The 13,287-nt window shown below is 70.0% G+C and carries 17 protein-coding genes; 9 read left to right on the plus strand and 8 right to left on the minus strand.

The features are described from left to right. Positions 1-77: 77 nt before the first annotated feature. Positions 78-1,037, plus strand: a complete 960-nt coding sequence (locus tag GKS42_RS20420; RefSeq protein ID WP_154796869.1) for an arsenic resistance protein — start codon at positions 78-80, stop codon at positions 1,035-1,037. A gap of 308 nt (positions 1,038-1,345) precedes the next feature. Next, positions 1,346-2,194 (plus strand): phosphotransferase family protein, encoded by an 849-nt coding sequence (locus GKS42_RS20425; RefSeq protein WP_168217923.1) that lies wholly within the window; start codon positions 1,346-1,348, stop codon positions 2,192-2,194. A gap of 85 nt (positions 2,195-2,279) precedes the next feature. On the opposite strand, the gene GKS42_RS20430 is transcribed toward GKS42_RS20425, so the two are convergent. Next, positions 2,280-2,771, minus strand: a complete 492-nt coding sequence (locus GKS42_RS20430) for a DoxX family protein (protein WP_210769229.1) — start codon at positions 2,769-2,771, stop codon at positions 2,280-2,282. 294 nt (positions 2,772-3,065) lie between these two features. Here GKS42_RS20430 and GKS42_RS20435 point away from each other — a divergent pair, with 294 nt between their 5' ends. The 3 genes from GKS42_RS20435 to GKS42_RS20445 all read left to right on the plus strand — a co-directional run bounded on the left by GKS42_RS20435 (position 3,066) and on the right by GKS42_RS20445 (position 4,585). Continuing rightward, positions 3,066-3,491 carry a DUF1801 domain-containing protein gene (locus GKS42_RS20435; protein ID WP_154795495.1) on the plus strand — a complete coding sequence of 142 codons (426 nt, stop codon included), beginning with the start codon at positions 3,066-3,068 and terminating at the stop codon, positions 3,489-3,491. A 40-nt stretch (positions 3,492-3,531) separates the two neighbouring features. Then, a complete protein-coding gene (locus GKS42_RS20440; RefSeq protein ID WP_154795496.1) occupies positions 3,532-4,116 on the plus strand; it encodes a TetR/AcrR family transcriptional regulator in 585 nt (194 codons plus the stop codon). A 76-nt stretch (positions 4,117-4,192) separates the two neighbouring features. After that, entirely contained in the window at positions 4,193-4,585 is a 393-nt protein-coding gene (locus GKS42_RS20445; protein ID WP_154795497.1) for a DoxX family protein, read from the plus strand. Between the two features lie 11 nt (positions 4,586-4,596). On the opposite strand, the gene GKS42_RS20450 is transcribed toward GKS42_RS20445, so the two are convergent. Beyond that, entirely contained in the window at positions 4,597-5,307 is a 711-nt protein-coding gene (locus GKS42_RS20450; protein WP_154795498.1) for a cyclase family protein, read from the minus strand. Between the two features lie 211 nt (positions 5,308-5,518). Here GKS42_RS20450 and GKS42_RS26965 point away from each other — a divergent pair, with 211 nt between their 5' ends. Further along, on the plus strand, positions 5,519-5,731 hold the full coding sequence (locus GKS42_RS26965; RefSeq protein WP_210769230.1) for a TetR family transcriptional regulator C-terminal domain-containing protein: 213 nt from the start codon (positions 5,519-5,521) through the stop codon (positions 5,729-5,731). A gap of 70 nt (positions 5,732-5,801) precedes the next feature. Here the strand turns inward: GKS42_RS26965 and GKS42_RS20460 are convergent, their stop codons facing one another. Both GKS42_RS20460 and GKS42_RS20465 read right to left on the minus strand, forming a co-directional pair. After that, entirely contained in the window at positions 5,802-6,896 is a 1,095-nt protein-coding gene (locus tag GKS42_RS20460) for a sensor histidine kinase (protein ID WP_154795500.1), read from the minus strand. After that, the gene (locus GKS42_RS20465) at positions 6,889-7,584 is read right to left on the minus strand and encodes a response regulator transcription factor (RefSeq protein WP_154795501.1); all 696 of its coding nucleotides are present in this window, start codon (positions 7,582-7,584) and stop codon (positions 6,889-6,891) included. The genes GKS42_RS20460 and GKS42_RS20465 overlap by 8 nt, the downstream gene beginning before the upstream one ends. Positions 7,585-7,672: 88 nt before the next feature. Between GKS42_RS20465 and GKS42_RS20470 the strand changes: the two genes are divergently transcribed. Then, the gene (locus GKS42_RS20470) at positions 7,673-8,317 is read left to right on the plus strand and encodes a M15 family metallopeptidase (RefSeq protein ID WP_154795502.1); all 645 of its coding nucleotides are present in this window, start codon (positions 7,673-7,675) and stop codon (positions 8,315-8,317) included. Between the two features lie 2 nt (positions 8,318-8,319). Here GKS42_RS20470 and GKS42_RS20475 read toward each other — a convergent pair whose 3' ends face one another. The 4 genes from GKS42_RS20475 to GKS42_RS20490 all read right to left on the minus strand — a co-directional run bounded on the left by GKS42_RS20475 (position 8,320) and on the right by GKS42_RS20490 (position 11,380). Continuing rightward, the gene (locus GKS42_RS20475) at positions 8,320-9,315 is read right to left on the minus strand and encodes a pirin family protein (RefSeq protein ID WP_154795503.1); all 996 of its coding nucleotides are present in this window, start codon (positions 9,313-9,315) and stop codon (positions 8,320-8,322) included. Continuing rightward, complete coding sequence (locus GKS42_RS20480; RefSeq protein ID WP_154795504.1) at positions 9,312-9,785, minus strand: carboxymuconolactone decarboxylase family protein; 474 nt, start codon at positions 9,783-9,785, stop codon at positions 9,312-9,314. Before GKS42_RS20480 ends, GKS42_RS20475 begins: the two co-directional genes overlap by 4 nt. Before the next feature lie 94 nt (positions 9,786-9,879). Further along, entirely contained in the window at positions 9,880-10,278 is a 399-nt protein-coding gene (locus GKS42_RS20485) for a GNAT family N-acetyltransferase (protein WP_154795505.1), read from the minus strand. Between the two features lie 31 nt (positions 10,279-10,309). Continuing rightward, the gene (locus GKS42_RS20490; protein WP_154795506.1) at positions 10,310-11,380 is read right to left on the minus strand and encodes an LLM class flavin-dependent oxidoreductase; all 1,071 of its coding nucleotides are present in this window, start codon (positions 11,378-11,380) and stop codon (positions 10,310-10,312) included. 82 nt (positions 11,381-11,462) lie between these two features. On the opposite strand from GKS42_RS20490, the gene GKS42_RS20495 reads away from it, so the two are divergent. Continuing rightward, entirely contained in the window at positions 11,463-11,939 is a 477-nt protein-coding gene (locus GKS42_RS20495) for a MarR family winged helix-turn-helix transcriptional regulator (protein ID WP_154795507.1), read from the plus strand. Between the two features lie 94 nt (positions 11,940-12,033). After that, positions 12,034-13,287 carry an MFS transporter gene (locus GKS42_RS20500; RefSeq protein WP_154795508.1) on the plus strand — a complete coding sequence of 418 codons (1,254 nt, stop codon included), beginning with the start codon at positions 12,034-12,036 and terminating at the stop codon, positions 13,285-13,287.

Raw genomic sequence — 13,287 nt, forward strand, 5'->3', positions numbered from 1 at the left:
CCGCCCGCCCTGAGCCCGAGTGAGGGTCCGGCCGCTCCGATCCGTAGTCTTGCCGCGTGAGTTCAGCGGTCGCATGGATGCAGCGGTGGCAGGTCCCGCTGTATCTGGGCGCGATCGTGCTGGCCGGGATCGTCGGACTCGCCGTCCCATCGGCCGGCCCGCCGTCGGCTCGCGCGATCAGCCCGGTGCTCGCCCTCCTGCTCTACGCGACCTTCCTGGGCGTCCCGTTCGCAGCGATCGGCGCTGCGGTGCGCGATCTCCGGTTCCTCACGACCGTGCTCGTGCTGAACTTCGTGATCGTCCCGGTGCTCGTGTTAGGGCTCTCGCGGTTCGTGTCCGCAGACGCGGCGGTGCTGCTCGGAGTGCTGCTGGTGCTGCTGACGCCATGCGTCGACTACGTGATCGTGTTCTCCGGGCTTGCCGGCGGCGCCAGCGCACGACTGCTGGCCGCCGCGCCGCTGCTGATGCTCGGGCAGATCCTGCTGCTGCCGGTGTACCTGTGGCTGTTCGTCGGCCCCGGGACGGTGGGGCCGATCGAGCTCGCCCCGTTCGGCGAGGCGTTCGGGTTCCTGATCGTGATCCCGCTCGCGGCCGCCGGCCTCACCCAGTGGTGGGCACGCCACCGGCAGGCAGGGCGCGTCCTGAACGACACGGCGCTCGGCCTGATGGTGCCGTTGATGATGCTCACGCTCGCCGTGGTGGTCGCGTCCCAGGTGGCCGGCATCGGGTCACAACTGAGCACCCTGCTGCTCGTCGTGCCGATCTACGTCGCGTTCCTGGTGGTGATGGTGCCGCTCGGCATCCTCGCCGCTCGGGTCGCGCGGCTCGACGTCCCGGCGGCGCGAGCCGTCGTGTTCAGCGGCGCGACTCGCAACTCGCTCGTGGTGCTGCCGCTGGCGCTGGCACTCCCGGAGCCGCTCGAGATCGCCGCCCTCGTGGTCGTCACCCAGACCCTCGTCGAACTGGTGGGGATGGTGGTGTACGTGCGACTCATCCCCCGACTCATGCCGGCGACCCTCTCCCGGGTGCGTGCCTGAGGCACGGCCGATCAGCACCACCGCTCGCGAGGTCGGCGAGGGTGAAGCCGAGGCGTTGCGCGGGCTTGATGACCCGCCGCAGCGCAGGCGTCGGGGTTCTCGCGAGCCTTGAGACCACGGCGAATCCGTACCTGGGTTCGGATTGCAAGCCGCCGTACACTCGGAGCAACCATGCGCCATGGACCACGTCCGACCCGCTCGCCACGCACCGCTGCCGCGGACGGCGCGGCGCTCGCGCGTCAACCCCGACGGCGTGGCGCGGCTCGGGTGGTCGGCTCGCCATGACGCTCCAACCGGTTGGTGCCGCGGTGACCGCGTCCGAGCGGGCGATGCTCGCCGAACTCGGGAGCCGCCACCACCTGTGGACGGTCGCGGACCGGCCCACGGCCCTGGCGCGCGGCAGTGAGAACACCACGTTCGCCGTCGACGGCTTCATCGTCCGACGCACGGCGGACGTCGGGTCCCTCGCTCGTGAGGTCGCCCTGCTGGACGCGCTCGCGGGCGCGACCTCCGTGCCGGTGCCCCTGCCCCTGGTGCACCGACCCGACCTGGGAATCCTCGTGTACCGGAGGCTGCCCGGGTCGCCGTTGCTGCGCCGACCGGGGCGATTCGGCGCCCGCCTTGAGGCGATCCTGATCGACGTGCTCTGTGCGCTCCGGCGGGTCCGGCCCGATCCGCCGCTGGAGGTGGACGAGCACTCCAACGAGGCGTGGCTCGCCGAGGCTCGCGCGAACCTCGAGGCAACCGCGTCCTACCTCGGCACCGAGCGGGCGGCGATCGTCGGCGCATTCCTCGACGAGGCGCCGCCGCCGACCCGATCGCTGCGGGTCGCCCAGCACAACGACCTCGGCGCCGAGCACATCCTCGTCGACGAACGCGGGCAGGTGACCGGCATCATCGACTGGACCGACGCCGCGCTCACCGACCCGGCCCGAGACACGGGGCTGTTGCTACGGGACCTGGGCTCCGCCGTCGCCCTCGCGGTCAGTGCTGGGCTCGACGGGCCGACGACGGCCGACGAACGGGCGCGGATCTACTTCCATGCCCGGTGCAAGTGGCTCGAGGACCTTGCGTACGGCCTCGAGGACCCGGCCGGGCGGGCGGCATACCTCGAGAGCTCCGGCCGCACCTTCGAGCACGCGTTCGGCGGCACCTGAGCACCGGTGCATCCCGAAGGCCGCCACGCCCGCCTGGGTCGGCGGGTGCGGCGGCCTTCGGGAGGAAGGGCTTGGGGAGCTCGCGTCATCGAGCGTACGAGGCGGCCCGGCCCCGCAGAGCCTTGGACGCGATCACCAACGCGGCGGTGACGAGGACGATGTCCTTGATGATGTACTGCGCCTCGAGGGTGAGACCGCCGCCGACGAGGTCGCCGGCGAACAGCACGATGGGCGCGAAGAACCCGACCATCGCGCCGCCCATCGCGAGCAGCCCGAGGCGCAGGAACTTGCCGGTGACGAGGGTGAGGCCGATGAAGGTCTCGAGCAGTGCGACCGCGATCATCGCGGCGTGCCCCGAGACCAGCCCGAGGGAGAGCGCCTCGACGGTGTCGGTCACCAGGGCCTCGACGGGACTCGCGCCCGGGATGTACTTCGGGATGCCGAACGCCAGGAAGATCAGGCCGATGCTGACGCGCAGCAGGGTGACGCCGTGCCGTTCGGCCCAGTCGGCGAACCGGGTGGAGATGGTGGCCGGCGGCGTGGTCGGCGCCGGACGATACGTGGTCGTGCTGGACATGAGAACCTCCGGGATGGGTGCGTTTTCGGACGTTCTCAGCGTCGCCGTCACCGGCCCGGGGCGGATCCACCGGGGAGCGGGTTCCGGGCTGCGTCATCGGGCGCATCGGCGTGCGCACCGTGACGACCCGTGGGGTCGCCCGGATACGACAGCGGGCGCAGTGGACCCTGATGGGCCGGTGGGGGTTTCCCCTGATCGCGTGGCCCCATCGATCAGGATCGAGGAGAGCGGCCAAACTGCGAGCGCTGCCTAGCATGGGTGTCATGGCAACCATCGAACTCGTCACCAGAACCCGTGAGTGACCGCGGCCGGGGCGACGGCCCGAGACTGCTCTCCGGCGGCAACCCGCAGATCCCGAAGGGCGAGGGGAGCGGTCCGGTGCGTGACTACATCGCCGCCATGCCGGACTGGAAGCGCGACGTCGGGCGACACCTCGACGACCTCATCGTCGCCACCGTGCCGGACGTCCACAAGGCGGTGCGGTGGAACCAGCCGCACTACGGGCACGAGGGCGACGGCTGGTTCATGTCCTTCCGGTGCTACACCGACTACGTCCAGGTGCAGTTCCTCCGCGGGACGTCGCTCGAGCCGATGCCGCCGAAGGCGTCCAAGCACGACGAGGTGCGCTACCTCGACATCCACCAGGACGACGACCTGGACGAGACGCAGCTCCGATCCTGGATCGAGCAGTCCAGCGAGCTGCCCGACGAGACGCTGTGACCCGAGCCGACCGGGCCATACCGGATGGTACGGTCGGCCCATGAGCGCAGCACGCGACCGTTGGCTCGACGAGGGCATCCGGGTCCTGGCCCAGGAGGGGGCGACCGGTGTCCGCATCGACCGGATCGCGGCACGTCTTGGCTTGTCGAAGGGGTCGTTCCATCACCATTTCGACGGCGCGGAGGGCTACAAGCGCGACCTGCTGGCGCACTTCGAGCGACTCTCGATCGAACAGCTGGACCGCGCGATCGCCGAGGTCGGCCCGACCGGCGACGCGCGTTCGATCCTCGGCCGGCTGACCGAGCTCATCGAGCCACGGGAGGCCGGCCTGTACCGGCCGGAGCTCGAGGTCGCGGTGCGCGCCTGGTCGGCGTCCGATCCGGAGGTGCGGGCCGCCCAGGCGCGGATCGACGAGGCCAGGCTCGCCGCCCTGCAGCGCGTCTGGCGACCGTACCTGGCGACGGACGCCGAGGCCCGCACCGCCGCACTGCTGCCCTACCTGCTCGCTGTGGGCGCCTCGGTGGTGTCCCCTCCGGTCGCGGCGGACGAGCTCAGGGGCCTCTACGAGACGCTCCTGCCGCTCGTGCCGGAGCGTCCCGTCGATTCGACCCGAACCGGGCACTGAGCCGGTAACCGAGGGGAACCGGCGGTGGCCGGCGTCTCACCTTGAACCCGACCATACCGTGCCGTATGGTACGGGCATGGACTTCGTCACCACAGCGGACAGCTCCATCGTGGCCGCGCTGCCCGATCCCGTCTGGCCGGTGATGCTGCTCGCCCTCATCCAGGTCGTCGACGGGGTGCTGTGCATCAGGCCGGTCACGTTCATCGCCGAGTGCTTCGACGCGGTGAACCTCCCGCGCAGGTACTGGTGGGTGACCCCGCCGATCAAGTTCGCGGCCGCAGCGGGCCTGATCGCGGGGATCTGGGTTCCCTACCTGGGTGCGCTCACGAGCGGCGCCCTGATCCTGTACTTCGTGCTCGCCATCTCGGCGCACATCAGGGCCCGGGACTTCGGCAGGAACCTCTTCGTGAACGCCACCGGCATGTTCGTCATCTGCGTCGCGACCGGCCTGTTCTCGTTCGTGATCTGAGCGAGGGACTCTCAGACGACGGCGAAAGCACGGACGGGGAAGGTCCCGAACGCCCGGATCTTGGGGGGCACGGCGGTGAACCGCGCTCCGCTCGACGGGAGCGAGCCGAGCCCGGTGAGGTGCTCGACGACGTGGATGCCCGCGGCGAGCAACAGGGAGTGCGCCGGCCTGGTTCCGTGGGCCTCGGGCTCGGTGTCGTCGATGTTGAGCGAGTCGATCCCGACGAGCACGACGCCCTGGTCGATCAGGTACCGGGTTCCTGCCTCCGTGAGGAACGGCGCCCGATCCGTATATTCGGGCGTGCCGAAGTGGCGATCCCACCCGGTGTGGATCAGCACGGCCCTTCCTGCGAGGTCACGGTCGTGGAACACCTGCGCGGGCACGCCGCGGGTCGTTGCGTCGGCCACGTGGAACACCTCGGTCGGTAGGTCGACGAGCGTGTCCAGGCTCAGCCCGGCGAGGTCGGTGCCGTCGGCGTAGCGATGGTAGGGACTGTCCAGATAGGTCCCGGTGTTGCCGACGAGGGTAAGGGAATCGATCGCGAACCGGGTGCCCGGCGCGTACGTCGCGGCGGACGCCTCGCGGGTCAGGTGCGGCGTGATGACGGGGGCCGGAAGGCCCGGGTAGGTCACGAGTCCCTCGGTGATCGTGTGGCTCAGGTCGATCAGGCGCCGTCGTGCGGCGGAGGGCTGCGCCTCGGCTTGCATTCGGTCGTCGGTCATGGTGTCTCCGGTTCATAGCAGTCGCTGCAGCAATGCCATCGGTGAGTTCGGGACCGGGGCCCTCGAAGGTCCAGCCGTCGCGGGCACTGGCCGCCTGCGTGGTGGTCCAGAAGAGCATGGCACTGCCATCCCGAGTCCGCGCGAGTTCGCCGTGGGCGGCTCGCGGACGTGGCGCGACCAGCGGGCGCTCCATCGCCAGTGCGTCGCCGCCTTGCGCGGGCAGCCGACCACCAGCCGGATCGAGGACGCCGGTCTCCCCCACCCCGACCCGGAGGTCGAGGAATGGGCCGGCGTGCTGCACACCTTCGTCGACGGGCTCGCATCCCAGCTCGTCAACACCCCCGGCGCGGTCGGTCCCGAGACCGCCAAGGATCTCCTCCGCTCCCTGCTGCACGCCGTGCCACCCGCGCGCCCGTCGAACTAGGGTCAGGTCCGAGCCCGGCCCGGCGCTGCGCTCACTCGTGCGCGACTGCGAGCGCACCTTCCACCGACCGTCAGCCGGCGTCCCGAGGTGACGCCGCGGCGAGCTCGACCGAGACGCGGAGCCCGCCATCGACCAGAGGCGTCAAGGTGAGGGTCCCGTCATGCGCCTGCGTGATGCTCCGGACGATCGCGAGGCCGAGACCGACGCCCGCGTGGTCGGTTCGAACACGCTGGGCGCCACGCTGGAACGGTTCGGTGAGCGTGGAGGCCTGCTGCGTGGTCAGCCTCGCACCGGTGTTCTCGACCGTGAGCACCACGGCGTCGGGCTCACGGCTCGTCGTGACCCACACGGCGCCGCCGTCGGGCAGGTTGTGGACGATCGCGTTGTGCACGAGGTTCGTCGTCAGCTGCAATAGGAGCGCGTGTGAGCCGACGGTGGGAGTCAGGTCGCCGGACGTCTCGATGGTGAGCCCGTGGGCCTCCGCGAGTGGGAGCAGCGTCTCCGTGGCCTCCTCCGCGATGAGGGACAGGTCGACGTACCCTCGGCCGAACGCGCGTTGGTCGGCGCGGCTGAGCAGGAGGAGCGCCTCGGTGAGGTCGATGGCCCGGGAGTTGACGAAGTGGAGGCGCTCGACGAGTGCGCCGGTGTCGGAGCTCGGGTCGTTGCGGGCGACCTCCAGGAGGGTCTGCGTGATCGCCAGCGGGGTCCGCAGCTCGTGGGAGGCATTGGCCGCGAACCGCTGCTGTTCGGCGACCTGCGCTTCGAGCCGTCCGAGCATGGTGTCGAAGGCGTCGGCCAGCTCGCGGAACTCGTCCTTGCGGCCGTCCAGCCAGATCCGGTGCGAGAGCGACCCGGTCGCCGCCTTCCGGGTGGCGTTCGTGATGCGGGTCAACGGCGCAAGCATCCGGCCGGCGAGGAGCCACCCGCCGAGGAGGCCGAACAGCAGCAGGAACACCAGCACCAGGGCCGCCCGCGGGGCGAAGGCACGCAGCAGGTCCGACCGGTTGGGGACGAAGGGGCCGAGGGTGTCGATCGGCCCGTCGGGCACGTAGCGCAGCAGGAAGGCCCACACCACCGCGAGCAGGAGCGTGCTCGCCAGCATGAGGAACCCGGCGTAGCTGAGGGTGAGCTTGAGGCGAACGCTCAGCCCGGGCTCCCTAACCACGCACGTCTCCCGTGGCGACCGCTTCCGGTCCGGCGTCGATGCGGTAGCCGACGCCGGGCACCGTCGCGATCAGCCATGGCTCACCGAGTCGCTTGCGCAGGGCGGAGACCGTGATCCGCACGGCATTGGTGAACGGGTCGGCGTTAGAGTCCCAGGCGCGCTCCAGCAACGCCTCCGCGCTGATGACCCCACCCTCGGCGGCGACAAGCACCTCCAGCACGGCGAACTGCTTCCTGGTCAGCGCGACGTAGCGGCCGTCCCGGTAGACCTCCCGGCGGAACGGATCCAGCCGTAGGCCGGCGATCTCCCGCACCGGAGGCCTGCTGTGCACGCGCCTGCGGTCGAGCGCCCTGAGCCTGAGCACGAGTTCGCGGAGCTCGAACGGCTTGGTCAGGTAATCGTCGGCACCGAGCTCGAACCCGGTGGCCTTGTCGTCGAGCCGGTCGGCGGCCGTGAGCATCAGGATCGGCATGCCGCTGCCGGAGGCGATGATGCTGGTGGCGACCTCGTCACCGGACGGCCCAGGAATGTCGCGGTCGAGAACCGCGATGTCGTAGCTGTTCACGGCCAGAAGTTCCAGGGCGGTGTGGCCGTCTCCGGCGATGTCCGCGGCGATCGCCTCGAGCCGGAGCCCGTCGCGAATCGCCTCCGCCATGAGGGGTTCGTCCTCGACGACCAGCACGCGCATGGACTCGATGCTACGAGGAGAGGCATATCGTCGGCGTATCGAGATCCTCTTACAGGCTGACAACACCGCACCGCCTTGACTTGACCGCATGAGTCAAGTGAGAGCAGAACCGAGGGCACGCAGACCGCACCGGACCGCCGTCGGGCTGGTGTTCGGGCTTGTCGTCGTCGTGTTCGCCCTCATCGGTGCCCTCGTCGATCAGCGGGGACCTACACCGGCGCCCTCTCTCAGCGACATCCTCGCCGGCGACGACGGCCGCCCCGACGCCGAGGCCGACGGCGTCGTCACCGGCGCGGACGGCGTCCTGCCCGACGGTGTGACGGTCTTCGACGACCAGCATCCCGGCGTCGTCAACCTCGACCCCGAACTGCTCGAGGCGCTGCGCACGGCGGCCACGGACGCCGGCCGCCGCGACATCACCTTCAACGTCAACAGCGGCTGGCGCTCACCCGACTACCAGGATCAGCTCCTGCGCGACGCGGTCACCGAGTACGGATCCGAGGCCGAGGCCGCCCGATGGGTCGCCACCGCGGACACGTCACCGCACGTGTCCGGGGACGCCGTCGACCTCGGTCCCTACGACACCATGGACTGGCTGTCCCGACACGGCGCCCGGTACGGCCTGTGCCAGATCTACGGCAACGAGCCCTGGCACTTCGAGCTACGCCCCGAAGCCACCGACCACGGCTGCCCGGCGATGTACGCCGACCCGACCGAGGACCCGAGGATGTAGCCCTACTCGCGCGGCAGCAGCCGGGCAGTGGGCAGCGGCGGGGCCGGCAACGGTGCGGGCTGGCCGGGCGGGAACTCGCCGAACAGGGCCGGTTTGCCGGCATCGCTCGGGTCGGCGGCCTCGAAGCCGAGCTCGGCCTGGTACCGCCGCCGGTACTCCACGATCTCGTCGTGATCACGCCCGACGAAGTTCCACCACATCACGATCTGTTCCCCGAGCGGCACGCCCCCGAGCAGGATGACCCGGGCCTGCGTATCACCCGCGGCGATGACAAGGGTCTCGGATCCGGGCGGGACGTAGGCGAGCGATCGATGGTCCACGGCAGCCGAGTTCACCGTGACCTCCCCGCTCTCGGCGAGGACGGCGTGCTCGAAGTCGCCCCGCACGGTGAGCCGCACCGAGACGCCCGGCTCGAGCGTCAGTTCAGCACCGAGCAGGTCAGGCGTGCGGGTGTCGACCGGGGAGACCGAACCGAGGAGTGCTCCGATGAACACGCGTGCCATGACACCGGCACGCACGACCGGCTCGGGCGTGTGGTTCACGAACGCGTTCTCGGCGAAGCGGGTCCGCTCCGGCAGCGCGTACCAGAGCTGCACGCCATGCAGTGTGCTGGTCCCAGAGTCGCTGAGCTCCTGGTGGGTGATGCCCCGGCCCGCAATCATCAGGTTGAGCTCGCCCGGTACGACCGAGGCCGCGTTGCCGCCGGAGTCGAGGTGCTCGATCCGCCCGGTGAACAGCCAGGACACCGTCGCGAGCCCGGTGTGGGGATGCCGCGGTACCTGCATCCCACCGGTCGCCGAGACGTCATCGGGACCGTAGTGGTCCAGGAAGCACCAGGCCCCCACCAGTGACCGGCGCCGCTGCGGGAGGGTTCGATAGACGGTCATCGCCCGGGGGCCACCGAGTGGCACCAGACGTGGCTCGAGGATCTCTGTCGCCGTACACGGCTGCCCAGGTTCCAGGACCTCGAGCTCGGGGCGCGCGTCGAGATTGCTCATCGGACGATCGTTCCGTCGGCGCCCCGGGGACGCACCGGGTGCTCGCTCAGGATGGAGATCCGGTTGAAGGTGTTGATCGTGACCGCCACCCACTCCGCGGCGACGAACGCCTCCTCGCCGAGCACCGCTCGGGCACCCCAGAGGTCGGCCTCCGAGTCCTCGGTGACGGGCAGGGCTGCGGTGGCTTCCGCCACCGCGAGCACGGCCCGCTGCCGATCGTCGAACACGTCGGTCTCCCGCCACACCGGCAGCAGGTCCAGCTGCTGCTGCACGATGCCTGCCTGCCGGGCCTCGCGCGCATGCAGGTCCACGCAGAACGCGCACCCGTTCACCTGAGACGTACGCAGCTTGATGAGCTCGGACTCCTGAATCGACAGACCCCGTTCCAGCACGGCCGCACGGATCGCCGACGAGAACGCTTCCGCAGCCTGCCACGCCTCGGGCATCACCTTGTCCAGGAACGGACGCATCCTTCTCCTCCCCCGGTGGAGCGACGCCCACCGATGGCGGGCGAGAGCTCGCCGTGCTTGTCGAACACTCTACGAGAGCCTCGATGGTCACTGGTCACGACTGCCTACCAGCTCGGACCGCTCGTTCGACCAGTGCGAGATCGGCGGGCCTCGGTCGACGGAACACGCCGCCGTCCGCGACGAACTCGTCGCCGTGCTTGCTGAGATGACGGGCGAACAACGGGCAGACGGGCACCACGGTGAGGTTCTCGCGGATGCTGTCCGCGAGCGCCGCACGCACCAGCAGCCCAGCCAGTCCGCGCCCGCCGAACTCCGCGGCCACCTCGGTATGGAAGTAGATCCGCTCGGTGGCGCCGTCGGGAAGGTCCACGAAGTCGGCCCTGCCGGCGCGTGACCCGTCGGCCAAACTCACCACATAGGAGCCGACCGGATCGCCGGGCTCCAGCCTGACCGTCACCGGCGCTCCGTTGTTGTCTGTCAGTCCTTCAGTCACCTGAGTGTCCCTTCGGTCGGGTGCCGGGCGGTCATCGAGTCGACCCCGCCGTGACGGCGGGCCGTTCGGCCAGGAGCTCGCGGACCCGGGGGATGACCTGGGTCCCGTACAGCTCGACCGAACGGAGCCGGGCGGCAGCGGAAACGGTGCCGGCGGCGGAGTAGATCATGTCGAACCGACCGGCATCGAGGGCCCGGACCGCATGGGCGATCTTGTGCGCGACGGTATCGACCGAACCGACATACAGCGACCCGCCGTCCACCTCCGCCTCGAACTCTTCCCGGCGGAGCGGCGGCCAGCCGCGCAGCGCCCCGATGCGGTCCCGGATCTCCCGGTAGCCGGGGTAGAACAGCTCCTTGGCCTCCTCGTCGGTGGTGGCGACGAATCCGGGAGAGTGCATCCCGACCGGCTGCGCGATGCTACCCAGCTGCTCGCTGGCACGCCGGTACAGATCGACGTAGGGAACGAACCGGTCCGGCGGACCGCCGATGATGGCGAGCATGAGCCGGAACCCGTAGTGGGCGGCGCGGACCACGGACTGTGGCGATCCGCCGATTCCCACCCACGTGCTCAGTCGCCCCGAATCGGTCTTCGGGTACACCTCCGCATCGTGCAGCGCGGCACGGGTGGTGCCCTCCCAGGTGACCGGCTTCTCGTCCAGGAGCCGGTGGAACAGGTCGATCTTCTCCTCGAACAGCACCTCGTAGTCCGTCAGGTCGTACCCGAAGAGCGGGAACGACTCGGTGAACGAACCACGGCCGAGGATCACCTCGGCGCGACCGTTCGAGAGCGCGTCCAGGGTTGCGAACCGCTGGAACACCCGCACCGGGTCGTCCGAGGACAGCACCGTCACGCCGGAGGCGAGCCGGATCCGCTTCGTGGTGGTCGCGATGCCGGCCAGCACCGTCTCCGGGCTGGAGATCGCGTACTCCGGCCGGTGGTGCTCACCCAGTGCGACCACGTCGATGCCGACCTGATCGGCCAGGACGGCCTCCGTCACCGCGGCGCGGATCGCCTGCGCGTGCGAGACGACCTCCCCCCGGTCATCGCGGGGGCGGTCTCCGAAGCTGTCGATCCCGAACTCGATCTGTGGAGCATCCATCGCGTGCCCGCTTCCGTCCAATGTGATTGACATGTGAATCATGCGCTCAATATGATTCACATGTCAACCACCTGGAGGGGCGATGGGCACCACCAAGCGTCGGAGCGTCCCGACGAGCGAGGAACTCGCGATCTGGCGGGCACACGTCGAGACGTTCGAGATCGTGCGCGCCCGCCTCGAGGCCCGGCTGCACCAGGACTCACAGTTGTCGAGTGGGGACTACCGGGTACTCCTCGCACTGAGCGAGGCGGACGGGACGGCGTTGCGGTCGTCGGAACTAGCCGCGCAGATCGAGTGGGAGCGCAGCCGCCTGTCCGGCCAGCTCGGCCGGATGGAGCGTCGCGGGCTGCTTCGCCGCGAACCCTGCTCGGAGGACGCCCGCGGCGCGCGCGTCGTCCTCACCGAGGAGGGCGCCCGCGCCTTCCGCGCCAGCACGCTCCCCCATCTTCGGGCGATCAAGGAGGTCTTCGTCGATGCGTTCACACCTCAGCAGCTCGCACAACTGGGCGAGGCCGCCGCGGCGATGCGCAGCCATCTGAACCTCGACGCGCGCCCCTGATCCGGAGCGCTCACGGAGCGCCTCGGATCCTGCGCCGAGAGTGAGCCGCCCGGCGACTTGACCATGCCGCGGCGGCATAGTTTGTGATGACCTCATGAGCCGAAACATCTGGGTGTATCTGGGGTCGTACAGTCTCTCCCTGCTGGGAAACGGGGTCGCGTCGGTACTGTTCCCGTTGCTTGTACTCGCCAAGACCGGTGACATCCTCGCCGCCGGGATCCTGGCATCGGTGACCGCGGCCGTCGCCGCCGTCGTCGGTGTTCTTGCCGGCGTCGTCGTCGACCGGGTGAACCGACGCACGGTGTCGATCGTCAGCGATGTGCTGTCGGCGGCATCGGTGGCCGCGGTGCCGATCGTGGACGCGGTCTGGGGTTTGAACCTGACGTGGTTCATCGTGTTGGGTGTCATCGGCGCATTCGGTGACATGCCGGGCATGACGGCCCGGGAGACGCTGCTCCCCCGCCTCGTCCAGCTCAGCGGCGGCAGGCCCGGCGCCCTCGACCGGCTGGTCGGCCTACGCGAGTCGCTGGCGGGCGCACTGATGCTGATCGGCCCGGGCCTGGGCGGACTGCTGATCTGGATGTTCGGCGTGAGTTCGACCGCGTTGTTCATCACCGCCGGGATGAGCCTTGGCGCGGCGTTGCTGTCGCTGGCGATGTCGCCCCGTGTGGGAACCATCCCCGCGGCCGAGGCGAGTTCGGCGAAGGCGGGTGTTCGCGGGGTCCTCGTCGATCTCGTGACCGGGTGGCGGTTCCTGCTCGGCCACCGGCTCGTGCTGGGTGCGACCCTCGTGTCGGCGGTGTTCGTCGCGGTGTTCGCGGCGTTGCAAGCCACCATCATGCCGGCCTACTTCACGAGTGAGGAGCTGCCCGAGCTCAGCGGGTTCGCCGCGACCGGGATCGCGGTCGGCGGCCTGCTCAGCGCGGGTGTCTATGCGGCGACGGTCGGGAAGGTGTCGCGTCGTGCCTGGTTCGTGATCGGTATGGTCGGCGTGGGCATCGGGTTCACCGCGATCGGTGCGATGGCGGCGCCCTGGATGGTGCTCGCAGCGGCCGTCTTCATCGGACTGACCAACGGCCCCATGTCGGCGGTGCTGGGTGTGGCCACCATCGAAGCGACCCCGGACGAACTGCGCGGACGAGTGCTCGGGGCACAGAACGCGCTCGTGCTCGCGGCCCCCGCCCTCACCTCTGCCCCCATCGCCGCGGTCGCCGCAGGGTTCGGGCTCCCGGCCGCGGGAATCGGGATAGCGGCTGTCATGATCGTGACCGTCGTGGTCGCACTGAGCGCCCGCGTGTTCCGGTCTCTGGACACCACTGAGATCGCAGCCGAACCACTGGAGGTCTGA

The organism is Occultella kanbiaonis (assembly GCF_009708215.1).
GTDB lineage: Bacteria > Actinomycetota > Actinomycetes > Actinomycetales > Beutenbergiaceae > Occultella > Occultella kanbiaonis.

What these genes read in the sequence shown, in the direction of transcription:
- GKS42_RS20420 (WP_154796869.1), top strand. Translation starts at nt 78, where the DNA reads ATGCAGCGGTGGCAGGTCCCGCTGTATCTGGGCGCGATCGTGCTGGCC.
- GKS42_RS20430 (WP_210769229.1), bottom strand. Translation starts at nt 2,771, where the DNA reads ATGTCCAGCACGACCACGTATCGTCCGGCGCCGACCACGCCGCCGGCC.
- GKS42_RS20440 (WP_154795496.1), top strand. Translation starts at nt 3,532, where the DNA reads ATGAGCGCAGCACGCGACCGTTGGCTCGACGAGGGCATCCGGGTCCTG.
- GKS42_RS20445 (WP_154795497.1), top strand. Translation starts at nt 4,193, where the DNA reads ATGGACTTCGTCACCACAGCGGACAGCTCCATCGTGGCCGCGCTGCCC.
- GKS42_RS20450 (WP_154795498.1), bottom strand. Translation starts at nt 5,307, where the DNA reads ATGACCGACGACCGAATGCAAGCCGAGGCGCAGCCCTCCGCCGCACGA.
- GKS42_RS20465 (WP_154795501.1), bottom strand. Translation starts at nt 7,584, where the DNA reads ATGCGCGTGCTGGTCGTCGAGGACGAACCCCTCATGGCGGAGGCGATT.
- GKS42_RS20470 (WP_154795502.1), top strand. Translation starts at nt 7,673, where the DNA reads ATGAGTCAAGTGAGAGCAGAACCGAGGGCACGCAGACCGCACCGGACC.
- GKS42_RS20475 (WP_154795503.1), bottom strand. Translation starts at nt 9,315, where the DNA reads ATGAGCAATCTCGACGCGCGCCCCGAGCTCGAGGTCCTGGAACCTGGG.
- GKS42_RS20480 (WP_154795504.1), bottom strand. Translation starts at nt 9,785, where the DNA reads ATGCGTCCGTTCCTGGACAAGGTGATGCCCGAGGCGTGGCAGGCTGCG.
- GKS42_RS20490 (WP_154795506.1), bottom strand. Translation starts at nt 11,380, where the DNA reads ATGGATGCTCCACAGATCGAGTTCGGGATCGACAGCTTCGGAGACCGC.
- GKS42_RS20495 (WP_154795507.1), top strand. Translation starts at nt 11,463, where the DNA reads ATGGGCACCACCAAGCGTCGGAGCGTCCCGACGAGCGAGGAACTCGCG.
- GKS42_RS20500 (WP_154795508.1), top strand. Translation starts at nt 12,034, where the DNA reads ATGAGCCGAAACATCTGGGTGTATCTGGGGTCGTACAGTCTCTCCCTG.